This is a genomic window from Marinomonas ostreistagni (genome assembly GCF_016888445.1).
In the GTDB taxonomy this organism is placed as follows: Bacteria; Pseudomonadota; Gammaproteobacteria; order Pseudomonadales; family Marinomonadaceae; genus Marinomonas; species Marinomonas ostreistagni.
Genome location: NZ_JAFEKF010000004.1, coordinates 17,736 through 41,198, shown reverse-complemented (window position 1 = coordinate 41,198; position 23,463 = coordinate 17,736). Strand labels below are relative to the sequence as shown.

The 23,463-nt window shown below is 49.3% G+C and carries 23 protein-coding genes; 6 read left to right on the top strand and 17 right to left on the bottom strand.

What is annotated here, in order from left to right; genetic code table 11:
• The first annotated feature begins 67 nt into the window (after nucleotides 1–67).
• Nucleotides 68–580, top strand: coding sequence for a chemotaxis protein CheW (locus JQX58_RS11600; RefSeq protein WP_204147029.1), 513 nt, complete (start codon nucleotides 68–70; stop codon nucleotides 578–580).
• A 64-nt stretch (nucleotides 581–644) separates the two neighbouring features.
• Here the strand turns inward: JQX58_RS11600 and JQX58_RS11595 are convergent, their stop codons facing one another.
• Nucleotides 645–1,076 (bottom strand): acyl-CoA thioesterase, encoded by a 432-nt coding sequence (locus tag JQX58_RS11595; protein ID WP_204147028.1) that lies wholly within the window; start codon nucleotides 1,074–1,076, stop codon nucleotides 645–647.
• A gap of 148 nt (nucleotides 1,077–1,224) precedes the next feature.
• Between JQX58_RS11595 and JQX58_RS11590 the strand changes: the two genes are divergently transcribed.
• Nucleotides 1,225–2,376: a pyridoxal phosphate-dependent aminotransferase gene (locus JQX58_RS11590; RefSeq protein ID WP_204147027.1), complete on the top strand. Its 1,152-nt coding sequence runs from the start codon at nucleotides 1,225–1,227 to the stop codon at nucleotides 2,374–2,376.
• A 32-nt stretch (nucleotides 2,377–2,408) separates the two neighbouring features.
• Here the strand turns inward: JQX58_RS11590 and JQX58_RS11585 are convergent, their stop codons facing one another.
• The 8 genes from JQX58_RS11585 to JQX58_RS11550 are packed head-to-tail and all read right to left on the bottom strand — an operon-like array spanning nucleotide 2,409 to nucleotide 10,868.
• A complete protein-coding gene (locus tag JQX58_RS11585) occupies nucleotides 2,409–3,167 on the bottom strand; it encodes a cobalt-precorrin 5A hydrolase (protein WP_204147026.1) in 759 nt (252 codons plus the stop codon).
• On the bottom strand, nucleotides 3,164–3,880 hold the full coding sequence (gene cobI / locus JQX58_RS11580) for a precorrin-2 C(20)-methyltransferase (RefSeq protein WP_239090329.1): 717 nt from the start codon (nucleotides 3,878–3,880) through the stop codon (nucleotides 3,164–3,166). The genes JQX58_RS11585 and cobI overlap by 4 nt, the downstream gene beginning before the upstream one ends.
• Nucleotides 3,877–5,154 carry a precorrin-6y C5,15-methyltransferase (decarboxylating) subunit CbiE gene (cbiE, locus tag JQX58_RS15535; protein ID WP_204147024.1) on the bottom strand — a complete coding sequence of 426 codons (1,278 nt, stop codon included), beginning with the start codon at nucleotides 5,152–5,154 and terminating at the stop codon, nucleotides 3,877–3,879. The genes cobI and cbiE overlap by 4 nt, the downstream gene beginning before the upstream one ends.
• A 20-nt stretch (nucleotides 5,155–5,174) precedes the next feature.
• Nucleotides 5,175–5,816: a precorrin-8X methylmutase gene (locus JQX58_RS11570; RefSeq protein WP_204147023.1), complete on the bottom strand. Its 642-nt coding sequence runs from the start codon at nucleotides 5,814–5,816 to the stop codon at nucleotides 5,175–5,177.
• Nucleotides 5,817–5,821: 5 nt separating this feature from the next.
• Nucleotides 5,822–6,589: a precorrin-6A reductase gene (gene cobK, locus JQX58_RS11565; RefSeq protein WP_204147022.1), complete on the bottom strand. Its 768-nt coding sequence runs from the start codon at nucleotides 6,587–6,589 to the stop codon at nucleotides 5,822–5,824.
• Nucleotides 6,590–6,598: 9 nt separating this feature from the next.
• Nucleotides 6,599–7,720 carry a cobalt-precorrin-5B (C(1))-methyltransferase gene (locus JQX58_RS11560; RefSeq protein ID WP_204147021.1) on the bottom strand — a complete coding sequence of 374 codons (1,122 nt, stop codon included), beginning with the start codon at nucleotides 7,718–7,720 and terminating at the stop codon, nucleotides 6,599–6,601.
• 6 nt (nucleotides 7,721–7,726) lie between these two features.
• Nucleotides 7,727–9,052: a cobyrinic acid a,c-diamide synthase CobB gene (locus tag JQX58_RS11555; RefSeq protein ID WP_204147020.1), complete on the bottom strand. Its 1,326-nt coding sequence runs from the start codon at nucleotides 9,050–9,052 to the stop codon at nucleotides 7,727–7,729.
• A gap of 43 nt (nucleotides 9,053–9,095) precedes the next feature.
• Entirely contained in the window at nucleotides 9,096–10,868 is a 1,773-nt protein-coding gene (locus JQX58_RS11550; RefSeq protein WP_204147019.1) for an AAA family ATPase, read from the bottom strand.
• A gap of 169 nt (nucleotides 10,869–11,037) precedes the next feature.
• Here JQX58_RS11550 and JQX58_RS11545 point away from each other — a divergent pair, with 169 nt between their 5' ends.
• Nucleotides 11,038–12,873 (top strand): ABC transporter ATP-binding protein, encoded by a 1,836-nt coding sequence (locus JQX58_RS11545; RefSeq protein ID WP_204147018.1) that lies wholly within the window; start codon nucleotides 11,038–11,040, stop codon nucleotides 12,871–12,873.
• 82 nt (nucleotides 12,874–12,955) lie between these two features.
• Here the strand turns inward: JQX58_RS11545 and efpL are convergent, their stop codons facing one another.
• Nucleotides 12,956–13,528 (bottom strand): elongation factor P-like protein EfpL, encoded by a 573-nt coding sequence (gene efpL / locus JQX58_RS11540; protein ID WP_204147017.1) that lies wholly within the window; start codon nucleotides 13,526–13,528, stop codon nucleotides 12,956–12,958.
• 171 nt (nucleotides 13,529–13,699) lie between these two features.
• Here efpL and JQX58_RS11535 point away from each other — a divergent pair, with 171 nt between their 5' ends.
• Together JQX58_RS11535 and JQX58_RS11530 are read left to right on the top strand one after the other, a co-directional pair.
• Nucleotides 13,700–14,242 (top strand): sigma-70 family RNA polymerase sigma factor, encoded by a 543-nt coding sequence (locus tag JQX58_RS11535; RefSeq protein WP_204147016.1) that lies wholly within the window; start codon nucleotides 13,700–13,702, stop codon nucleotides 14,240–14,242.
• On the top strand, nucleotides 14,239–14,916 hold the full coding sequence (locus JQX58_RS11530) for an anti-sigma factor (protein WP_204147015.1): 678 nt from the start codon (nucleotides 14,239–14,241) through the stop codon (nucleotides 14,914–14,916). Before JQX58_RS11535 ends, JQX58_RS11530 begins: the two co-directional genes overlap by 4 nt.
• A gap of 77 nt (nucleotides 14,917–14,993) precedes the next feature.
• On the opposite strand, the gene JQX58_RS11525 is transcribed toward JQX58_RS11530, so the two are convergent.
• The 3 genes from JQX58_RS11525 to tmpT all read right to left on the bottom strand — a co-directional run bounded on the left by JQX58_RS11525 (nucleotide 14,994) and on the right by tmpT (nucleotide 18,737).
• Entirely contained in the window at nucleotides 14,994–15,488 is a 495-nt protein-coding gene (locus JQX58_RS11525) for a GNAT family N-acetyltransferase (protein ID WP_204147014.1), read from the bottom strand.
• A 221-nt stretch (nucleotides 15,489–15,709) separates the two neighbouring features.
• Nucleotides 15,710–18,001 carry a YgiQ family radical SAM protein gene (locus JQX58_RS11520; protein WP_204147013.1) on the bottom strand — a complete coding sequence of 764 codons (2,292 nt, stop codon included), beginning with the start codon at nucleotides 17,999–18,001 and terminating at the stop codon, nucleotides 15,710–15,712.
• Nucleotides 18,002–18,095: 94 nt separating this feature from the next.
• Entirely contained in the window at nucleotides 18,096–18,737 is a 642-nt protein-coding gene (gene tmpT, locus JQX58_RS11515; RefSeq protein WP_204147012.1) for a thiopurine S-methyltransferase, read from the bottom strand.
• A gap of 107 nt (nucleotides 18,738–18,844) precedes the next feature.
• Between tmpT and rsmS the strand changes: the two genes are divergently transcribed.
• Nucleotides 18,845–19,003, top strand: a complete 159-nt coding sequence (rsmS, locus tag JQX58_RS11510) for a pleiotropic regulatory protein RsmS (RefSeq protein WP_204147011.1) — start codon at nucleotides 18,845–18,847, stop codon at nucleotides 19,001–19,003.
• On the opposite strand, the gene JQX58_RS11505 is transcribed toward rsmS, so the two are convergent.
• The 4 genes from JQX58_RS11505 to JQX58_RS11490 all read right to left on the bottom strand — a co-directional run bounded on the left by JQX58_RS11505 (nucleotide 18,945) and on the right by JQX58_RS11490 (nucleotide 23,425).
• Nucleotides 18,945–20,087, bottom strand: coding sequence for an enoyl-CoA hydratase/isomerase family protein (locus tag JQX58_RS11505; RefSeq protein WP_204147010.1), 1,143 nt, complete (start codon nucleotides 20,085–20,087; stop codon nucleotides 18,945–18,947). The two genes, rsmS and JQX58_RS11505, sit on opposite strands and share 59 nt — an antisense overlap.
• A 135-nt stretch (nucleotides 20,088–20,222) precedes the next feature.
• Nucleotides 20,223–21,560 (bottom strand): ribosome biogenesis GTPase Der, encoded by a 1,338-nt coding sequence (der, locus tag JQX58_RS11500; protein ID WP_204147009.1) that lies wholly within the window; start codon nucleotides 21,558–21,560, stop codon nucleotides 20,223–20,225.
• Nucleotides 21,561–21,654: 94 nt separating this feature from the next.
• Nucleotides 21,655–22,782: an outer membrane protein assembly factor BamB gene (gene bamB, locus JQX58_RS11495; RefSeq protein ID WP_204147008.1), complete on the bottom strand. Its 1,128-nt coding sequence runs from the start codon at nucleotides 22,780–22,782 to the stop codon at nucleotides 21,655–21,657.
• A 1-nt stretch (nucleotide 22,783) separates the two neighbouring features.
• The gene (locus JQX58_RS11490; RefSeq protein ID WP_204147007.1) at nucleotides 22,784–23,425 is read right to left on the bottom strand and encodes a tetratricopeptide repeat protein; all 642 of its coding nucleotides are present in this window, start codon (nucleotides 23,423–23,425) and stop codon (nucleotides 22,784–22,786) included.
• Nucleotides 23,426–23,463: the final 38 nt, after the last annotated feature.

Below are 23,463 nucleotides of genomic sequence, written 5' to 3'. Positions count from 1 at the left end.
TCTATTCTTGAGAGACAAATTAGCAGCGCGTTAGCGTACATCACCGGATTGATAATGGGTGTAAGCCATGTCTGAATTAGCGACGATCAAAGAAGCAGGAAACTTGCCAGCAGAAAGTAAGAAAGGCGAATTGCTACAATACCTTACTTTTAAATTATTGGATGAAACATACGGCATCAACGTAATGCAGATCAAAGAGGTTTTGCGTTACAGTGAGATCGCACCCGTGCCTGGTGCGCAGTCTTATGTGCTGGGGATCGTGAACTTACGTGGTAACGTAGTCACTGTCATCGATACACGCGTACGATTCAGCTTGCCTGAATGCACCATTACCGATGACACGCGTATCATCATTATCGAACACGACGGTGAGCAAATTGGTATGTTGGTAGATGCTGTTAAAGAAGTATTCTACCTATACCAAGGCGAAATCGAACAAAGCCCAAGCGTCGGCAACGATGAAGCCTTGATGTTTATCCAAGGTGTCTACCAAAAAGATGAAGAGCTAGTCATCCTACTCGATCTGAACAAAATGATTGATTCGGATAATGAGCAGCTCGCCATTGGTTCCGTCATCTAATAGCGTTTTAATCACAAAAAAAGCAGCCAATTGGCTGCTTTTTTTTGCTTGTCATACAAAGTAATTAAAGCTCGTTCATTGCTTCATGCACGTAATCTGGCAAATCTTTTTCTGCCGGGATCGGCATTGATTTACCATTTTCGTCAATAGCAACAAACTTAAAGATTCCTTCCGTCACTTTTTCGCGAATACCAATACGTCCGCGACGCACCCACGCCTCAACGTGGATATCCATGGACGTGCGTCCTACAGATTTTACAAAAGTATATACACCTAAAATATCACCCACTTTCACTGGGCGAATAAAGCTCATACCGTCTAAGGCAACGGTCACGACACGGGACTGAGCGCGTTGACCCGCACAAATTCCCGCGGCAATATCCATTTGAGATACGACCCATCCACCAAAAATATCGCCTGCTGGGTTAGTATCACCTGGCATTGCTACGGTACGTGTTGTCAAACGACCTTGTGTCTCGTTATGTTCTCCAGACATGTTCTGTTTTCTCCTCTGTCGGAACGGTGCACTTTATAACAAAGCTGGGCGCGAGAATCAGCAGTTGATTACGACTATTTATCTATTTTTTATGTTCCATTAGCATTAGCGATCATTATCTGTTCACTTAACAAGGAATCTCAGCCTTATGCGTCAATTCGACAGTAAATTGCCTAGTACCGGCACCACCATTTTCACGCAGATGTCTGAATTGGCTGCCAAGCATCAAGCCATCAATTTATCCCAAGGTTTTCCTGATTTTGATGGACCTAGCGAGCTATTAAATCGAGTGGATCACTATATTCAGCAAGGCGCCAATCAATACGCTCCGATGACTGGTGTGCCCACACTACGCCAAGCAATCGGTGATAAGCTAGCGCGCTGCTACGATTATCAAGCCAATGCAGATACAGACATCACGGTAACCTCTGGCGCCACCGAAGCTCTGTTTGCCACTATCTCAGCTTTTGTTCGCTCTGGCGATGAAGTCATTGTGTTTGACCCTGCGTACGACTCCTACGATCCCGCGATTCGCTTAAATGGTGGAACACCAGTACATATCGCTCTACTTCCTCCAAGTTTTGCCATTGACTGGCAAACGGTCGCTAATGCGATTACCCCCAATACCAAAGCCATCATCGTCAACTCGCCCCATAATCCGACCGGCACAGTGTTTTCAGCCGACGATCTAGACGCACTTTATGCCATTGCCAATCAGCATGATTTGTTGGTGTTATCCGATGAAGTATACGAGCACATTGTGTTTGCAGGGGCGGAGCATCAAAGCGTATTGCGCCACAAAGAACTCGCGAAGCGCAGCGTGGTGGTCTCTTCTTTTGGTAAAACTTACCACACCACCGGTTGGAAAATCGGCTACTGTGTTGCACCCGCGCCACTGATGGCAGAAGTACGCAAGGTGCACCAGTATCTGACCTTTAGTACCAGTACACCGATGCAGCTCGCTCTGGCGGATTTCTTAAACGCTCACCCTGAACACGATGAAGTGCTGCCAAGTTTCTACCAACAAAAGCGTGACTTCTTTAACAAAGCCATGAATGAGAGCCGCTTCTCTTTCACCCCCTCCCCTGGTACTTACTTCCAATTAATGGATTACAGCGCCATCAAAGATGTGCCAGATACTGAATTTGCCTTATGGTTGATTGAAGCGGCGGGCGTTGCAGCAATACCAATTTCAGTGTTCTACCAAACGCCACCAGAAGACATGCGCTTAATTCGTTTTTGCTTCGCTAAACAAGCCAGCACGCTAAGTGCGGCGACACAAAACCTTACCTTGCTTTAAAGAGAACTCTTTAAAAAGAGCGCTTTAAAATTTCAGGACTGATAGGCCCGAGCCACCGCACAGGTGGCTTTGGGGTTTTTGATTTTATTTAAGCAAAGTTCTGGGCTCGTCTGCGTCATATTCTGAACACCCACAAGCGCCGCTGACTCGGCCACACCATACACCCCAACCGTTTTAAACACATACTCAGAGCGCGTACTTAATAAAGGCTCTACGGTCTTAAGCGCCTCGGCATCGTAAGTGATAAAAGGCCATTGATATTTCTCAGCCAACTCAATCAAGTGCGTTTCATCGGCTTTGAGATCAATGCTGTACAGCCCTGCAATCTGTTCAGGCTTTAAATCCGCTTGCGCTAGGGCTTCAAGCATCAAGCTTTCCAAATACTCTAACGGGCAGTTACGCTCACACCCCATACCCAGCGTATAGACAGGATTCAGATAAGCATTGGCTGTAGTCATCACCAGCTCTGCATTCAGTGCCTCAGCCACTTCACTGCCCCACTGATTAGCACCACCTTCATGACCTGACAACAAGGGAATAACAAAGCGCCCCAGTTCGTCTAATACCAGCACTGGCGGATCTTGTAGCTTGCTCTCAATAACCGGCGCTAAGGTACGCATGACAATGCCTGTGGCGCAGATAAAGATCAACGAATCACCATTGCCAAAAAAGGCCTGCACGGTCTCAGCAAACGGCTTAGGCTTAAAGTGCATTTGGCTGTCTGACAGTAACGCTTCCAGACGCTTTCCTAACGCTTGCCCTGCATCAGTTAACGCAATAATACGAATCATCGCGTGCCACGCTCTTTGCGTGAGACGATAAACAGGGAAAAGTATGGACCAGGCTCACTTTCTAACCGACGTACATCGCTCTCCACAAACTGATTTTCACGGCCCACGTATTCCACATACTTAGCGTCTTCTATGCGCTCGGTTAGCTCGAGTGCTTTTAAGATCGTCGGACGAGCACGCCCTGCTTTCATAATCACAATCGAATCATGTAAACGCAATGCTTCTACCAGCTGCTCTTCTTTATGACGACCGCTCACCACACAAAAGGATTCTTTTAAGACCGTCAGCGGATGCTGAAGCTCGGCCGCTGCCGCATGGATACTGGAAACCCCTGGCACCACTTGAATCGCACAAGAGCCTTCAAGACGCTCCATTAAGTAGGTAAAAGAGCCAAAGAACAATGGATCGCCTTCACACAAAAACGCCACATTAAGCCCTTTATCAAGCGCTGCTACGATGGCTTGCGCGCCTTCATCATAGGCTTGGTTAGCCGCCTCACGACGGGTCGACATGGGCATAGGAATGACAATATCAGCGTGCTGTGCTTGACGCCCTTCTAGCGCTAGTACCGCAATTTGCTTGGCTTGCGATTGACCTGACTCGCCCACCAAATACGCCAATACGTCCGACTGCTGGATCAACCGCATGGCCTTTAAGGTCACTAATTCTGGATCGCCAGGGCCGACACCGACGCCAAAGAATGTGCCACTCATAGACGCTCTCCTGGTAGACATTTTTCAAACCGCCATAAACTCACAGGCAAATGGGGGCGACGAATACGCTTACCCGCCAAACGCTCGCTACGATAAACCTGAATGGTTGAGCTTTCATCATAGGCATCTTGTGCCGCGTCACGCTTGGCAAGAAACGTCATGGCTTCCATCAAGGTAGCATCGGTGACAGCATTGACTAACAACACACCACCAAGTGGCAAGCGTTGCCATACATCGTCTAATAACTCTGCCATTTCGCCATCACTGCCACCAATAAACACACGCTTCGGTGCCGGTAAATTGGCGAAGGCTTCTGGCGCACGCCCATGGACAACGTGCAGATTTTTCACCACACCAAAGTGTTCGCGGTTAGCTTCTAGACAAGACAGGCGCGTTTCATGATGCTCAATAGCATACACTTCGCTTTCAGGATTCCAGTAAGCCAGTTCCACACTGACACCACCACAACCTGCACCGATGTCCCAGACCACTTCTTTGGCTTCAACACCGAGATATGACAAAACCGCTAAGCGCACTTCACGCTTAGTAATCATGCCTTGGCCATCACCTTTGTCAGTCACAAACAGACCGTCTTTGAAACCTGGTGTCGACGGTAAACGCCCTGACTGAGCACTGGTATTGACGATCACTACGTTAAGCGGATCAAACGTGTCTTCTACATGCGCTAAGCTATTCGCGGTATAGCGGGTCACACGCTCGTGTTCATAACCTAAACGCTCACAGACAAACAGCTCACTTAAACCCAGCCCCATCTCGACACACTCTTTAGCAATCGCTTGTGGATTATTGGTTTTATCGGTCAATAACAGCAATGTCTTGGAAGGGTGTAATTGGGTACGAATGGACGCAAGCGGCCTGCCGTGAACACTGAACACTTGGGCGTTTTGCAAGGAAATGCCAAGACGGTGACAAGCGGCTTGAATGCTCGACACATTCGGGTAAAAGCGCACTTCTTGATCGGCAAATGAGCGATGTACCCAAGCACCAATACCATAATAAAGCGGATCACCTGAGGCTAAGATCGCCACACGCTCAACGCCCAGTGACGCCCATTCATCCATATGATGTTTTAGGTCATTAAGCTTTGGCAGCACATGAGTTTGCGCTTTGGTGCCGTAGGTTTTGACCATCGATAGCTGACGCTCACTGCCCACCAATTTATCGTTGTCGCTAAGCTTGGCGAGCACATCCTGCGCTTCTTGCGGCAGCTGCGCGTGCTCATTAATACCTAATCCAATGACGTGAATCTTCACTGTTCGCCCTTACCGCTTAGTTAATAGTATTCGCCGATGTTGCAACGCAATAAGGCGTTACAACTAGCAGAAGTCACCGCGCTGCCGCCCATGCGACCGAGCAAGGTAATGCACTCAATATCGAGCTCTTTATGGTCATCCCATAACGCTTGCTTAGACTCCGCGGCGCCGACAAAACCCACTGGCATACCAATGATTAACGCAGGCTTTGGCACACCAGCGCGGATCATTTCTAATAATCGAAACAAGGCCGTCGGCGCGTTACCAATCAATACCACACTGCCCTCTAGCTGCTCCTGCCATAGACTTAGCGCTGCCATAGAGCGCGTCTCGCCTTTTGACTTAGCAAGCTCTGCCGTGCGTGCATCGTTTAAAAAACACAATGGCTCGCGCTCAATCATGCGCTTGGTGACGCCCTGCTTGACCATCTCTACATCACAAAGAATAGGACAATTTTGCGCGAGCGCCGCTCGGCCAGCTTCACAAGCGTTGTCACTAAAACGCACCTGCTCGGCGACATCAGGTAAGCCTAAGCTGTGCACCACACGCATCACCACTTGCTGAGCATCGCGGGATAAATGATCAAGTTGTGTCAGTTCACGAATTTGGCGGAAGCTTTCGTTTTCAATGCCCTGTGGGGTTGGATCGTACTGATAAGTCACTGTTGTTAAGATTCCTGAGCAGTGGATGCAGGGGCTTTTAATGCCTGCACCGCTTCAATAAGTTGAGAATAATCGGAAAAAGTTCGTACTGCCGCGCTCACTTCTGGGCGCTGGTGTAACAAGACACGGATACCTAACTCGCGGGCGGCATCAAGCTTCGCTGAAGTGGAGTCACCACCGCTGTTTTTGGTCACGATCACATCGATCTGATGCTCTTTGAGTAAGTGTCTTTCATGTTCAAGATCAAACGGGCCAATGGCTTTGAGCCAAGTAATCTTATCTGGCACATCAAATTTCGGCGTAGCGGCCGTGCGCCACACGCCTTGCTCAAAGCCTTCTAATTCTGTGATCGCCATTAATTGCTCTAGCGACATTTGGCCGGCACTTAGTAGTGGGCGCTTAAAGCCATTAAGCTGCTTTAATAAGTCATCATCGCCTTGATAGAAACGCCAATCATCCCCCGTTTGTGGCTGCCAAGCGGGGCGTAAAAAGCGCCACACTGGCACACTAGTTTCTATGCCAGCTGTCACGACTTTATCACTCATGGTTGCCGCATAGGGATGCGTGGCATTGATCACTAAATCAATTTGACGGTCTTTCAAAAAGCTCGCTAAACCACCAAATTGAGTAAAGCCTCCGACGAGAATTTCACAAGGCAATGTCGGTACACGAACTAAGCCTGCAATGGAATACAATACTTCAAAGCCTAGCTGACTGAAGCGTTCGGCCAAATGTCGACCATCGGCGGTGCCGCCTAATAAAAGAATTTTCATGGCTTTCCTTTAAATCGATTGGCTCTGTTCAAGGGCTTGTCCAACAAACTGACCTTTACGATCAATGGCAAGCACTTCTAACGCCATATGCGCAGGCACAAAGCGACGGCAAAATTCGAGGGCTTGTTGACACACCGCATCAGCTAACGGGACACCTTCTGCTTGAGCGAATTTTAACGCTTCAACACTGGTGTTGGCTTGGCACATGCTAGCTTTTAACGCCTCAGTTGCCCCTAATGTTTGAGCGAGCTCTGACAAGGCTTCTAGGTCAATGGACGAAGCACGCGAGTTTAAATCCATATGCTGTTGTGCGAGTTTACTGATTTTGCCAAAGCCACCACAGATGGTGAGCTTCTCAAGCTGTGGTACTTGGCCTTCTAAACGTTTTACATGCTTTAGTAGCGCACCAACAAAGTCCCCCATCTCGATCAAAGCCATATCATCTAACCCATCACGGTCGCGAATCGCCGTTTCACTGGCATTACCCGTGGTCGCTGCAATATATCGATGACCGTTGGCACGGGCTACATCAACGCCTTGTTGGATCGAAGCGATGTAAGCGCCACAGGAAAACGGACGCACAATACCCGTCGTGCCTAAAATGGAAATGCCACCGAGAATACCCAATCGCGGATTCATGGTTTTAAGCGCTAATTGCTCGCCCTGCTCCACACCAACGGTCACCTGAAATCCGCCTTGATAACCTTGCTCTTGGGCGATGGCATTAAGGTGATCAGTGATCATTTTGCGTGGCACCGGATTGATGGCGGGCTCACCCACATCAAGCAAAAGCCCTGTGCGGGTCACTGTACCAACCCCTTGGCCAGCAACAAACTTGATGCCCTGCTCTGGGATTAGAGATAGCTCGACCCAGACGGTTGCACCATGGGTGACATCAGGATCGTCTCCGGCATCTTTAATAGTGGCCGCTTTTACTGAGTGCTCAGTGATGTCATAAGAAATAATCCCAAGAGACACTTCTTGGCCTTTGGGTAAGGTAACAAACACTTGCGGCGCTTGCTGCTTGGTCAGCAACGCCATCGCCGCCGCCACCGAACACGCGGTAGCACAAGTACCGGTGGTTAAACCGGAGCGAAGCGGCTTGGGTTCGTCACTGCTTTCTGGCCACATAGTTGGTTATGCGCCTTTAAATAACGCAGCCGTGGCCGCGAAATTGGAAGCGAAGAATAAATGTAAGTAACTCGCTGTCAGCCCTTTTTCACGATAGATGGCTTCGCCCGGCGCTGGGTGGCGCTGACGACGGCCATGGCTTAACGGCTCAGGCGTATTTTCACTCAGTGAACGATGGTGCGCATGACCACGAATATCTCCCTCTGGCAGCGGTGCTGTTTGCATCCCTTGGCAGCCACGTTTGCCACGCATGGCGCCATCACCTTTTAGCAGGCCGAGCATCGGATAGGTGTTGGACTCAAGGTCAGTCAGAGTTTCAAGACTGTAAAGCATACCGCCACACTCTGCTAAGATCGGTTTACCAGCCGCAAAAAACGTCTGAATCTGATCGAGCATGGCGCTGTTTTGCGAAAGCTTTTGAGCATGAAGCTCGGGATAGCCCCCCGGAAGCCACAGCGCATCCGCTTGCGGTAATTGCTGATCATAAAGCGGTGAAAAGAAAGTAACCGCAGCGCCCAATTTTTCTAATACACGAAGGTTGGCATCGTAGATAAAACTAAAAGCTTCGTCTTTGGCAATGGCAATGGTTTTACCTGCCAGTGGCGTGCCGATGTCTTGTTCAACCACAGTTTGCTCTGGCGCGTAAAACGCTACTGGCTCAGGCAGTGTCAGTAAGGTTTGATCTTCGGTTTGCGTTAACCAGCGCACCGCTGCTGTGAAGCATTCTTCAAGCTCATCACCGACTTCGGAAGCTTGTACCAAGCCCAAATGACGTTCAGGCAAGGTCACTTCATCATCACGTTTTAGACTAATCAGCAATGGTAAATCTTCGGGTAAGGCATCACGAATCAACTGCGCATGACGCTCGCTGCCACAGCGGTTAGCAATTAAGCCTGCGACTTTAACGTCATTGCGAAAGTTCGCAAGGCCTGTGGCCACCGCAGCAGCGGTTTGCGCCATGCCTTTCACATCCATGACAATAGCAGCCGGAATGTTAAAACGTGCCGCAAGGTCAGCGCTTGAAGGCTCGCCGTCGAACATCCCCATTGCACCTTCGACCAAGATCAAATCTGCTTCTTGGGCCGCATCAAACAGCATTTTTTGGCAGTACTCGTCGCCCGCCATCCAGATATCCAGCTGCTCAACAGGTTGCTTGGAAGCTTGCGCCAAAATCTGCGGATCAAGGTAGTCAGGCCCAGTTTTAAACACCCGCACTACTTTGCCTTGCTCGGTAAAGTAGCGTGCCAAGGCGGCAGTGATCGTCGTTTTACCTTGGTTTGAAGCCGGCGCGGTTAGAAATAATGCTGGGCAATGGGCCACTTGAGTTGTCATGTTATTCACTTATCTTAAATTCGTTTTCGTTGGCTCGACTAACCTAAGCCAGCAACTGGCTTAATAAATGGTAATCGGCATTGAAAGCTTGTGCGAGCTCTTGTGCGCGACCGCGTTTAACTGGCGACAGTTCGGTATCGATCACCGTCAAAGCTCCTGGCCACGCAGCCGTCGTAAAATCGCCGGTCACACGACCATCAGTCAAAATATAGCTGTTAAGCTCAAGCTCTGGCTGCTGCCGCGCAGCTTGGGCTAAGTATTGCTGAGCATCGACCAACGCTTGGTGTATTGGCGTACCGCCACCTGCGCTGAACTCGTCCAGTTGTGCACGAATGTTCTGCGGCGCGCGTACTTGCGGCAGTAGCCAGTCCACTTGCTCACCACCAAACCCTAAAATACTGATCTGCTCACGCTCTAAGTAAGCACGCTCGGCAATCTCTAAAATCACGCCCTTGGCTTTAGCAAAGATTTGCTCGGCTAACGTCGAGCCAGAAGTATCGAGCAAAATACAATGCAATACTGGCTTACCCTCTCGACCTTTGCGACGCATCAGTTGCTTGGGAGGCCATTCACCGGCACTGCTTCTTAAGGTTTGCGCCATATCGATGCCGCCCGTTTGACGTTTACCGAAGCGACTTCCGCCTTGGCTTGCACCATGCTGTTTACCTGCCAAAGCACTCGCTGAATATTTATCTGGAATGGCCGCAGCTTGGCTGTATAAGCGCGAGCCAAGCAATATGCCATCATTGGTCAGCTGCTGCTGAGGCGGCAACGCACCAAACTCTCCTGCTGTTGCCTCACCGTCAGAATCATTCTGCGGTGAAGGGGAAGACTTTCCCGGCGTTTGGCCCTCATCTTGTTTATGTGACTCAGGAGGTCGTCGTGACGGTGGCTGCTGTGAATTGGGCGGCGAGCTTGGCGGTGGCGATTGTTTTGACTGCGGTGGAGTTTGACGACGATGCGCCAACACAAAGGCTTCCACTGCTTTAACATCTTCCACCGAGACAGTGTCTGCGCCACGCCAAGCCGCATGAGCCATCGCAGCTCGCACCCAGACAATATCCGCACGCACCCCATCCACATGAGCCGCTTGGCAGCGAGTGGCAATGTCCATACGCAAGGCATCCGCACATTTGATGGAAGCTAAGCGTGCTTTGGCCTGGCTGATACTTTGACGTAAGTTACGCTGTTTGTATTTGAAGGCATCGCAAAAGCCTTTTGGGTCTTGATCGTACTCATCGCGCAAACGCACGATTTGCACGCGCTCTTCCAACGAGTATTCATTAGACAGAGACACCATCAGGCCAAAGCGGTCTTTGAGTTGTGGGCGCAGCTCGCCTTCCTCTGGGTTCATGGTGCCGACCAATACAAAGCGTGAATCGTGTACATGACTCACGCCATCACGCTCAACTCGGTTAATCCCGCTGGCGCTGACATCCAGAAGCACATCCACCAAACTATCGGCAAGTAGGTTCACTTCGTCGACATACAACACGCCCTGATCCGCCTGCGCTAATAGGCCTGGCTGAAATTTCACTTGCTTATCATTAAGCACCGAATCAATATCGAGCGAGCCGAGCAAACGATCCTCAGTGGCACCTAATGGCAAGGTAACAAACGCGGTTTGTTCGTGGTCAATGGACGGCATCACGCCCGCTAAACCCCGTGCCAACGTAGATTTAGCGCTACCGCGTGGACCAGATATCAATACCCCACCAATACGCGGATTGATCGCCGTTAGAACCAACGCCAGTTTAAGCGACTCTTGGCCCGCTACCGCCGTAAAAGGAAAGTTATAAAAAGAACCGTCTGCCATGCCTATTACCTCAGGTTTCAGTTTGAAACCTAACTTTAATCTAATCCCGAACCTTATCCGCGCCCTGTGGGCAAGTCAAATTGAAAACACACGCTATGACTTGAGTGTATTCGATGTGCCATGCTTGGCGGTACAATAAGTGTTTACTCAAGTGCTAGGAAGCTCTGTCATGAAACGCGCAAGCGCCTCTCATCACACCATCGATATGAATATGCTAGGCGTGTTTCGTTACAGCAAACGCGCCCTCGATTTAGTCTGGGCCACCTCGCCTCGATTGACTCTTGCTCTTGCCTTACTCACCTTGCTGGCGGGGATATTACCTGCAGCCATGGCCTATGTCGGGCAGCTAATCGTCGATGCGGTCGTCGCCGCGATGGAGCGCTACGAGCAAGACGCTGTGATCGAGTATTTCCCAGCGCTTTATTATGTTGCCATCGAGGCGGGCATTGTTCTCTTAATGAGCGGCTGCCAGCGTGGACTTGCAGGCCTACAAGCCATTTTACGGGAGCGCTTGGGCCAGCGTGTTAATTTGATGATCTTAGAAAAAGCCCAATGTTTATCCCTAAGCCAGTTCGAAGATTCTGAGTTTTACGACAAATTAGTACGCGCCCGCCGCGAAGCCTCAAGCCGACCATTGGCGCTGGTGAATAAAACCTTCGCCTTGCTGCAAAATGGCATCTCCTTAGCAAGCTTCGCTGTGCTGTTATGGCAGTTTTCCCCTTGGGCACTGGCGCTTTTGGTGGTCGGCGCTCTGCCTGGTTTCATTGCTGAGGCTAAGTTTAGCGGCGATGCTTTTTTATTGGCGCGCTGGCGCTCCCCAGAGTTTCGCCAACAAAACTATTTAGAAACCTTGCTGGCGCGTGAGGACAATATTAAAGAGGTACGTTTGTACCAACTAAGCGAGCGTTTTTTAGGGCGCTACCGTGCGATCTTTGCCAAGCTATTTCGGGAAAACAAGCGCCTGATTGTACGCCGTGAAACCTGGGGTTTTATACTTGGCATTATAGGTACCGCAGTGTTTTATGGTGCTTATGGCTGGATCGTCACCTCAACAGTCATTGGCGCCATCACCTTAGGGCAAATGACCATGTACCTACTGCTGTTTAAGCAAGGTCAAGGCGCCGTTGCTTCGTCACTCACCAGCATCAGTGGCATGTACGAGGACAACCTATATTTGTCCAACTTATACGAATATTTAGAGCAAGCCACACCCACTAAGCAAACAGGTCTCACTCAAGGCCCAAACATAGGCGATGGCATCCGCTTTGAGCAGGTGTCGTTCCGCTACCCGGGTAGTTCACAGTTCGCATTGCAAGATATCACACTGCATATCAAGCCAAGCAGCAGTCTGGCGATCGTCGGGGAAAACGGCTCAGGCAAAACCACACTGATCAAGCTATTAACGCGCTTATATACGCCTACCCAAGGGCGTATTTTATTAGACGGCTTGGATTTACAAGACTGGGACGAAGCGGCTCTATTAAGTCGTGTGGGGGTTATTTTTCAAGACTTTGTGCGCTACCAGTTTATCGTCGGCGAAAACATCGGTGCCGGCGATGAAACACGCTTTGATGATGAAACAGGTTGGCTAAAGGCGGCGCAGCTTGGTAAAGCTACAGACTTTATCGATCAACTCAATGATGGCTTTCATACCCAGCTAGGACGCTGGTTTAAAGGTGGCCAAGAACTGTCGGGAGGCCAGTGGCAAAAGATCGCTCTGGCGCGAGCGTTTATGCGGGAAAAGGCCGATATTTTGGTGCTCGACGAGCCGACTTCTGCCATGGACGCTGCCGCTGAAGCAGACATCTTTGCCCACTTCCAAACTCACACCGCCAGCAAAATGGCGATATTAATTTCCCACCGTTTCTCCACGGTACGCTTGGCGAGTGAAATCATCGTTATGGAGCACGGATACATTATCGAGCGTGGCAATCATGAGCAATTACTAACCTTAGACGGCCGCTACGCCCATTTATTCCATCTGCAAGCCAAGGGCTATCAATAGGCCATTTGGCCAAACCAAAAGGGGCTGTGAATTAACATTCACGGCCCCTTTTTATTGCCTAGCAGACAATCAGCAAAGTTGCTTATTTTTCGGCACGGCCTGAGAACTTGCGCTCTTCGACGTTGACACGAATACGGTCACCCGTGGCGATGTACTCAGGCACTTGAATGGTCGCACCAGTCGATAATAGTGCTGGTTTCGTACGCGAAGTCGCTGACGCACCCTTGATTGAAGGATCGGTTTCTGTAACCGTCAATTCAACCACTTGTGGCAGTTCAAGCGCGACCGGTGCATCACTGACCAACACTACTTGGATACCTGTTGTGTCTTCATTGAAGAAAGCAACTTCGTCAGCAATGGCATCTTTATGCAGGTTGTACGGTGTGTAGTCTTCTTGATCCATGAATACATACTCTTCACCATCAAGGTATGAAAAGTTTGCTGGACGACGGATCAAATCCGCCAAATTTAGCATTTCAGAATCTTTGAAGGTTTCATCGATTTTACGACCAGTGACCACATCGTACATGCGCATACGGTATAAGCTACCACCGGCGCGACCTTGCGGCACTGAGCGCTCAATATCACGCACGATGTAAGTTTTGCCATCATATTCAACGGCGTTGTTACGTTTAATCTCACTGGCTTTTGGCATTTTTGAATGTCCTAACGATTTTGAAAAACATTGTGTTACGCCCCAAATAGGCGTTAGTGCAGATGCTAAGCGAGATCCCGTTTTAGCGCTACTATTTAATGCATTAATGCTGACGGATTGTTCTACACTTAAGCCCATACTTTCATCATCTAGATTCTAAAAGGAAGTTCTATGCATGAATGGTCCAAGGTTGAGCAGCTGCTTACTGACATAGCCCAAGGTAACACTCGGGCATTTTCTGAACTCTATGATTGTACCAGTACGAAACTTTATGGCATTTGCCTACGTGTATTAGAAGACGACGCCAGTGCTCAAGAGGTGCTTCAAGAAACCTACATGAAGGTTTGGCGTAACGCTGAGCGCTACCAAAGCAACGGCTTAAGCCCCATGACGTGGTTAATGACGATTGCCCGTAACAGCGCTATCGATAAGCGACGAGCATTGATGGCACAGCCAAGTATGTCATCAGAAGATATTGAGTTAATCGAAGACCATGATTCACCCGAATGCCAAGTGGCTTTTGCGCAGGCGAAACAACACATTGAAGACTGTCTTAATAGTTTGCCACCTGAACGCGCCGAAGCCATCAAAGGTGCGTACCTTGAGGGCTTAAGTTATGCTGAGCTGGCAGAACAATGTGCTATCCCACTCAATACCATACGCACTTGGCTACGTCGTGGCTTACAACGATTAAAGGGGTGCCTTGAGCAATGAGCATATCATCTGAACAACATCTGACGGCTGCTGAGTATGCGCTGGGACTACTGCCTCCAGAGCAAGCGCAAGCCTTTGCGCAGCAAATGTCCCAAAACCCAGAATTGCACGACGCTTATGTGTATTGGTCAGAACGCTTTGCCAGTCTAAGTGACGAATGGCCTGATCAGATTCCGCCTGCGCACATCAAAGCGCAATTATTAGAGGCCATTGAGAGCGAGGAGCACACACCAGCCACATCAATTAAGGCACGATCTTCTAAGCCTCAACCGCTGTGGGCGATGGCCGCTGCCATGATCTTAGCCATAGGACTTTGGCTGGTTTGGCCCAATGGATTTGAAGCGGATTATCAAACGCATTTAGCAGCAACTGATGTGACACTGACGGTGGACGTGCTGGTCGATACTGACAGCCAACAAGTACGTGTCGTGCCGCTTGAAGGCACCGTAGCCGAGCAAGGGGATTACGAACTCTGGGTAGCTGTTGGTGAGGGGGCGCCGATTTCTTTGGGTGTGCTAGACCTTACCCATACGACCACTTACTCATTACAATCGGATTGGATGCGTGGGCTGAGCAACGCCCATATGGCCATTAGCTTGGAGCCCAAAGGCGGCTCGCTTACTGGCCAGCCTACTGGGCCAGTACTGGCGGTTGCCGATACTATGACGCTTTAGAGCACCCTATTGAGCAAAAGGTAAACGCCGAATTGCGGCCTCCTTTTGCTCAATTTTATCTTCTTGCGACTCGCTGATTACAACGCTTTACTCATAGTGGTATTGTGCAAAGTGACACCGAAGCGCTCGATTACGTTACGCTCGGTGGGCATAAAACCATGGCGTATAAAAAACTCATAGGCCGCATCCGAAGCACGCACCAGCCACGCCTTTTTCTCTGGTTTCATGGTCGCTACGTGTTGCTGCGCACAGCTTAATAAACTCTTTGCGATGCCTTGCTTTTGCGCCGTCGGACAGACGTATAAGCACTCCAGATCAGCGGTTTGATCAAGCTCGATAAAGCCAAGGCATTCGTGATTATTGCGATCCACAGCTACCCAGACATTGTGCTGCTCAATGCGTGCTTGCCAAGCCGCACGATCAATACCATCTGGCGCCCAAGCTGACTTTTGCTCAGGCGAATACATCGCCTCAGGCAGTGCATGAACACTCCGATAAAAGACATTAATCAACGCCCAATAGCTTACCTTGCTTGGGTCAAACTTCTCTATTTCGAATGAATAAGGGGTCATATTGATACATTGGCACCGAGTTATGATGAGTCGATGCAGTTTCTATACCAGTTATAGGGAGCGAATTATGCGCAATTCCATCAAGCTTTGCACCTTTTTCGCTAATCAAAACCAGCACGGGTACTAAAACAGGGCAGCTTTCCCTAGCTTGCAAAGATATAAACAAAAAAGCCCCAGCAAGAATCTTGCTGGGGCTTTAGTCTTCAAACTTGTTAACTTAGTTAACGCGCACGACGTGCTGGCGACTTGCTCTTAGAACGATTAGCACCACCTTTATTTGGCTTACTCCCAGCTCCGCTAGGACGCTTGCCTGCGCCATTAACACTCTGACCACCAGCATTCGACTTGCGCTGATTACGCTCGTTTTCAGCGTTTTTCTGCATGGTCGGTCGGTTACTGGTGTGAGAAGCACCAGTTTTTTGTCCTGGCTTAGCTTTCACCGGACGACGCCCCGTGCGCTTATCTTGCTCTTCGTCTGGCACAAGCTGATGTTTGCCATTACCAATGAGATCGGCACGTCCCATTACGCGCAATGTTTCACGCAGCGCAGGCCAGTTGTTTGGATCATGGTAGCGCAAGAAGCCTTTTTGGACGGTACGCTGTTTGTAGTCTTTGGGCGTATACACATCTTCACTCTTGTAGGTGACACCATGGAGCGGGTTCTTACCGGAGTGATACATTGCTGTCGCCAGCGACATCGGCGATGGATAAAACGATTGTACTTGGTCAGGCTTGAAGTCATTTTTCTTCAGCCAAACCGCCAAATTCATCATGTCTTCATCGCTAGAGCCTGGGTGCGCAGCAATAAAGTAAGGAATCAAGTGCTGCTTCTTACCGGCCTCTTTAGAGAACTTATCAAACATCTTTTTGAAGCGATCGTAAGTGCCCATCCCCGGCTTCATCATTTTTGATAAAGTGCCTGCTTCTGAGTGCTCTGGAGCAATTTTAAGCAGTCCACCTACGTGATACGTCACCAACTCACGTACGTACTCAGGGTCTTCCACGGCTAGGTCGTAGCGTAAACCTGAAGCGATCGATACCGTATGGATGCCTTCTACCGCACGCGCTTTACGATAAAGCTGCGTCGTAGGGCTATGATCGGTCTTAAGGTTCGAACAAATCGTAGGATAAACACACGACAGCTTACGGCAGGATGCTTGGATCTCATCGTCTTTACAGTTCAAGTGATACATATTGGACGTCGGACCACCTAAGTCGGAAATATGACCGGTAAAGCCTGGCACTTTGCGTTTAATATCTTCAATTTCGTTCAGCACCGACTCGTGAGAACGCGACTGGATGACGCGACCTTCGTGCTCAGTGATCGAACAAAACGTACATCCGCCAAAACAGCCACGCATAATATTGATCGATGTTTTGATCATGTCATACGCAGGAATGCGGGCTTTTTTATACTTAGGATGAGGCACGCGAGCATACGGCAAATCAAAGACGCCATCCATTTCTGACGTCTCCAGCGGAATCGGCGGCGGGTTCACCCAAATCTCTTTATTACCGTGTTTTTGAATCAACGCGCGGGCGTTATGAGGGTTCGACTCCATATGCAAAATACGCGAAGTGTGGGCGTACAATACTGGGTCTTTAGACACTTTTTCGAACGATGGTAGACGAATATAGGTGGTTGCTTCGTCAAGCCTTTCGCCCTTACGCAGCGGCGCAGGAATCACGCGGATCGGCATCACATCATCGTCTTCTGCTTCACCGGTCTGACATTTCCCTTCTGGGATGTACTCATATGGGCTATAAATCTTGTCAATTTTGCCTGGCCAATCGACACGAGTTGAGTCAATTTCTGTATAGCCGCCTGGCGGCACATCACGCAAAATTGTGGTACCACGCACATTGACCAAGTCACGCATTTTCTTACCTGCCGCGACGGCGTGGGTCACTTCGATAATGGCACGCTCCGCGTTGCCATACAGCAAGATGTCAGCGTTGGAATCGTATAATACCGAACGGCGTACTTCATCGCCCCAATAGTCGTATTGCGCAATACGGCGCAAGCTCGCCTCGATACCGCCGATCATTACAGGCACGTCTTGGAAAGCTTGCTTTAAGCGCTGGGTGTAGACAATGACGGCACGATCCGGGCGCTTACCGCCAACACCATAGGGCGTGTAAGCATCATCGTTACGCACCTTCAAATCTGCTGTATAGCGGTTGATCATGGAATCCATGTTGCCCGCTGTTACACCAAAGTACAGGTTAGGCTTGCCCAAACGCATAAAGTCATCGGTGCTACGCCAGTCTGGCTGATCAATGATCCCTACGCGATAACCTTGCGCTTCAAGCACACGCCCCATGACTGCCATGCCGAAGCTAGGGTGGTCAACATAAGCATCGCCTGTCACGATAATGATGTCACAGCTGTCCCATCCGAGCGCATCCATTTCTTCGCGGGTGGTAGGTAAAAATGGTGCTACACCATAGCACTCAGCCCAATACTGGGGATAAGAAAAGATATCGGGGGCGGTCTTGTGTCGTTTGGTCATAAAAACTCGATCCCAAGCTGGATGCTTGGGACATTGAAGTGACTGGGATAATTGGCGCTATTATCCCAGAAAATTACTCAGGTATACAGTGCCATTACTGTCCTGTAATACGCCATACGCTTTCTTCGTAAAAGCTGCGCTCAGCCCCTTGATAGCGCTCATCTAGTTGTAATAAATCTTCACTAGCAAGTTTGCGTATCCATTCACCCCAAAGCTCTTGCACTTCATCGTCTAACACGGAAAACGGCGGTCCCGCTTGCTCGCCGTCATAGCTTAGTGTAATCAATAACAATGATGCACCGGCTTGTAGACGTTGCTTAGTATGCTGCACATACTGCTCACGCTTTTCTTCGGGCATAGCAACCATGGCTGCGCGGTCATAACAGGCATCAAAACCGGTTTCGTCGAAGTCAAAGTAATCGCCTTCAACGATACGCAGGGGAAGGTCATGGGCTTGGTGAATTTTAAGGTGGCCCACTTGCTCGGTCTGATAGGTTAAATCGTTATCACCAAAAAACTGCACCACGGCCATTGGAGAAAGCTCAACGCCCGTTACGTCATAACCTTGATTAGCAAGCCACAGCAAGTCCGCCGACTTACCACACAGCGGTACCAGCACCTTAGCGCCACGGGCAACCTGTGGCCAGTACTGTGTCAGCCAAGGATTCACTTCATCGCGATGAAAACCAATTCGCCCTGCTTGCCAGCGCTCTAACCAAAAATCATTTGTAACCACGTTCACCTCTAGGATGTGTTAACATTCTTCGTACTACTAGGCTTTCTATCAGAGTATATAATATTCTAGTCCAATAACATGACAGCAACTATGCAGAAAAAATCCTTATGTCGCTAGAGAATGCCCCAGACCATATTAAACTTGCCGTCGATTTGATTGCCCTGCTTGAAGATAATGAGATCGATCAGCAGACAGCGATTGCAGCACTTAAGATTGTTCTACAAGACTTTGAGACGAAATCTTCGCCGCGGCCTGTAACTGATTAAAGTGATCCGGCACGATAAAAAAGCCGTGTAACTGACCATCAGGCACCTCATTAACACTGCTATAGCGCCATTTAGGTTGCTTATCCTTGTCGATCAGTAACGCGCGTACCCCCTCGACAAAGTCACCATTTAGACAGACATTCAGTGACAGCAAGGTTTCACGCTCAAGCACTTGCTCCAGTGTTTGATCCACAGCCCAATCAAGCTGCTTTAAAATGATTGCAGCGGACAAAGCACTGCCGTGCAAAAACGTCTCCCGTGCTCGCTGTAAAGCATCACACTCAGTCTCAAGTTGCATCATAGCTTGCTCGATCGTACTGATCGTGCCCGTCATTAGCTGAGCAATGTCTTTGTCTAACATCTGTAACTCGGGTTTTTGCAGAGGCAAATCATCCGCCATGCTAAAATTATAGAGCACGCGTTCGATATGAGTCTCCACTCGCTCACGGCTTAGGGTTGCCGTGTCTCCCTGAGCTAAAGCTTTAAGCACACTGTCACGCGCCTCATCACAGACATAATGCGTCGCCATTCCCAGCTCGCAAGCATCGGTAGCGTTTACTTGGTAGGCTGTTAGGGCTAAAAAACGCGCAATATGCTGAGGTAACTTATTGAGGAAGTAGGATGCACCGACATCCGGATACAAGCCAATGGCAATTTCTGGCATGGCCAGACGGCTACTCGGTGTCACTAAACGATATTGGGATGCCATAAACAGCCCCATGCCGCCGCCCATGACATAGCCGTTGCCCCAACAGATAATCGGCTTAGGATAGGTAGCCAAAAAGTAATCGAGCTGATATTCGGTGTGAAAATAACGATAACTGAACTGACCTTGATCGGCTTGCTTGAGTGAATGGTAGACATCCACCACATTCCCTCCGGCACAGAAGCCTTTGCTGCCAGCGCCTTCAAGCCAAATAGCGGCGATGTGCGGATCATGTGACCACACCTCTAGTTGATGAGTAATAGCCTCGATCATTTCCAGACTTAATGCATTAATGGCTTTGGGGGCATTTAGACGCACTTGCCCAAGCTTGCTTTGTCCGGCAAAGGGGTGCTCTGAGAACTCCACTGACTGTGACATAGACACTCCATTTTTGTTATTTTCTTTCCAAAGTAGCGAATCCAACCGATATCGACAACATGCTTAAGACTAAAGTCGACAAAAAAACCCTATCTAACTGAGTTAGATAGGGTTTTGTAAAAGCTAAAGCAGTGACTACTTCTTCGGCGCGAATGGGTTATCAGAAGAACGGAACTCAAATGAGATCGGCGTGCCGGTAATGTTAAGTACCGTACGGAACTTGTTCTCCAAATAACGCTTATAGCTACCTGGTAGCGCATGTGTCTGATTGCCGTGCACGACAATACGCGGTGGGTTTGAGCCCCCTTGGTGAGCGTAGCGCAACTTAATACGACGACCTTTAATCATCGGCGGCTGATGCTCGGCAACCGCATCTTCAAGAATACGCGTTAGGCGGTTAGTCGACCACTTAGCATAACAAGATTCATAGGTATCTTCGATGGTGTCATACAGATCACCCACACCTGTTCCATGCAACGCTGAGATGTAATGCACTTTCGCGTAAGGTACAAAGCCAAGGCGACGCTCGACTTCTTTTTTCATGTGCTCGCGCTCATCTTTGCTTAAGCCATCCCATTTGTTGATCGCAATCACCAGACCACGACCCGCGTCCAAGGCATAGCCGATCATGTGTAAGTCTTGCTCAACCAAGTCTTCGTGAGAGTCGATCACACAAATCACCACGTTGGCATCTTGGATTGCCTGCAAGGTTTTTACAATGGAGAATTTCTCAACCGCTTCTTTCACATGCTTACGACGACGCACACCCGCTGTATCAATCAAGGTGTATTCTTTGTCATGACGCTTGTAGGGAATGTACACACTGTCACGTGTTGTACCTGGCATATCGAACACCACCACACGATCTTCCCCGAGCATGCGGTTAACCAGGGTTGACTTACCCACGTTCGGACGACCAATCACACCAATACGAATACCTTTGGCATTAAACTCAATCTGCTCGCGCGCCTCGGCAACACGGTCAGCAAATGGCAACATGACTGTATCAATTAACGAGCGTACGCCTTTACCGTGCGCGGCTGCCAACGGATACAATTGCCCCATACCCAAGGCATAAAAGTCTGCTAGAGCAACGTCTTCATCAATACCATCGGTTTTGTTAACCACCATGTATACTGGCTTATCCGAGCGGCGTAGGTGATTAGCAATCATCTCGTCTGCAGGGTTTAAGCCATTACGTCCGTCTACAAGAAACAGCACCGCATCAGCTTCTTCAATCGCTAGCAGTGATTGACGCGCCATATGCTCATCAATGCCCTGCTCATCACCGCTGATACCACCGGTATCGATGACGATAAATTCATGCTCACCGGCCTTGCCATCACCGTATTTGCGGTCACGGGTCAGTCCAGGATAATCAGCTACCAGCGCATCACGGGTGCGCGTAAGCTGATTAAACAGAGTGGATTTGCCAACATTGGGTCGACCGACCAATGCAATAACTGGGATCATTTTTCTAACCTATAAAAATACAAAGGGGCTGCTTCCAAAAAAGGAAAGCAGCCTCTTTAAATTGCTTGTCGCATTATGTTTGGACGCGTCGCTGTTACCAATAACGCAACGCAGTCAAACTCGCAGAGGGTGTCAGTATAAACAATTGCCCATCACTCGACACCATTTGGCTACCTGCCGGGCCTTTATTATCCGCTAACGTCCACGCTTCAATATTGCCAGTCGTACGATTCATCAAATGTACCCAACCACCACGATCAAGCACAGCAACGTAATCTTTTAAGAAAGCTGGCGAAGCCAAGGAGCGTTCAGATAGTTGCTCATTATCCCAAATCGTCGAACCATTACGCGCGTTCAACAGATGCACATTACTATTTTGATCCACGACCGCAAGCTCAGAGCCATTGACCGCGACACTGTTTGCAGAAGGAATATTACGTTGCCAAATAGGACGGCCAGACTGCAGAGCAATCGCTGTCACTGTGCCATTATAAGCGGCGCTGTATACCAGACCGTTGGCGACAACTAAGCGTTGACTCACATCGCTCAAACGCTCAATTTCATAGCGCCCTTCTGGTTTACCCACGGCGTATTGCCAAATCATATCACCCGTTTGCAGGTTATACGCTTTGACTTTACCTGAGGCAAAACCTGTAATCACCTTGCCATCTACAATGATCGGAGCCGTGGTACCACGGATCGTCAGTGCAGGGATATCTTCTTTATCACGCCATAGGGTTTTACCCGTTTGGGCGTCCATGACGGTTAACCAGCCATCGCCTGTTTGTACTGCGACACGGCCTTCCCCAGCCCCCGCCTCAGCCAACACTTCTGAGGTAAGAGATTTACGCCAAAGCACCGACTTTTGATCCAAAGAGGCCGCTACTAATTCTGCATCATAAGTGCCGAAGAATAGTTTATCTTCGCCTACAGCAACCCCTGAGCTTGGGCGAATACCTGTGGCAAACGCCTGCTGCTGATCACCTGAGGTATTAAATTCGTACAGCATGCCACGGTCAGTGACAAAATAAAGGGCATTGTTACGCGCCACAATATTGAAGGTTTCCGTCTGCTCGCCGCGAGCAATGCCATCTAATGCACGATGCCACGAGGGTTGAAAATTGACTTCTTGGCTACCGCTACTAGGCGCCGGCAACATATTTGAACAGCCCTGCAAAAGCGCTGCACTTGTCACCACGGCCGCAATCATTGGTTTCCACATATTAACCGCTCACTAAATCTTTCAGTTTGACTCGTAACAGAGGAGATTGTGCATCCTCACCTAGATTGGCTGCAGCCGCTTCATAGGCCTCGCGTGCACCATCACGATCCCCTTGCGCTAGCATGATATCACCGCGTAGCTCTTGTACTTGGCCAGCAAAGGCTGGGGCATCAACGCTGTCCAATGTAGCCAATGCGTCATCGTACTGTTCAAGCTCTGCTTGAAGTCGTGCAATACGTACATTGGCAATGGTCGTTAAAGAGGCATCTTCTGTTTGACTTACGATCGACTGCAAAGCTTCTAACGCTGCCTCATACTCACCATTTTGCACCGCAACACGTGCTACGAACAGTTGCCCGTATAAAGCATAACCTGTGTCATCGTATTCGTCTGACAGCTGCTCAGCTAAGTAACGAATCGTCTTTTGATTTTCTTCTTGCTCAATGTTGGCAGACGCTTCGGTCAAACTCTGATACAAAGAAGACGCTTCAGCAAGGTGGTTTTCTTGACTACTCTGCCAAGCTTGCCAACCAAAGTAACCACCAACCCCAACGGCCACGGCCAGCACCAAAGAGGTACCATTCTTTTTCCACCAGGTTTTAAACGCTTCGATTTGTTCTTCTTCAGTTTTTACTTCAGACACACTGCCTTCCTTAATAATCCTAATTCGCCGTCAGGTTA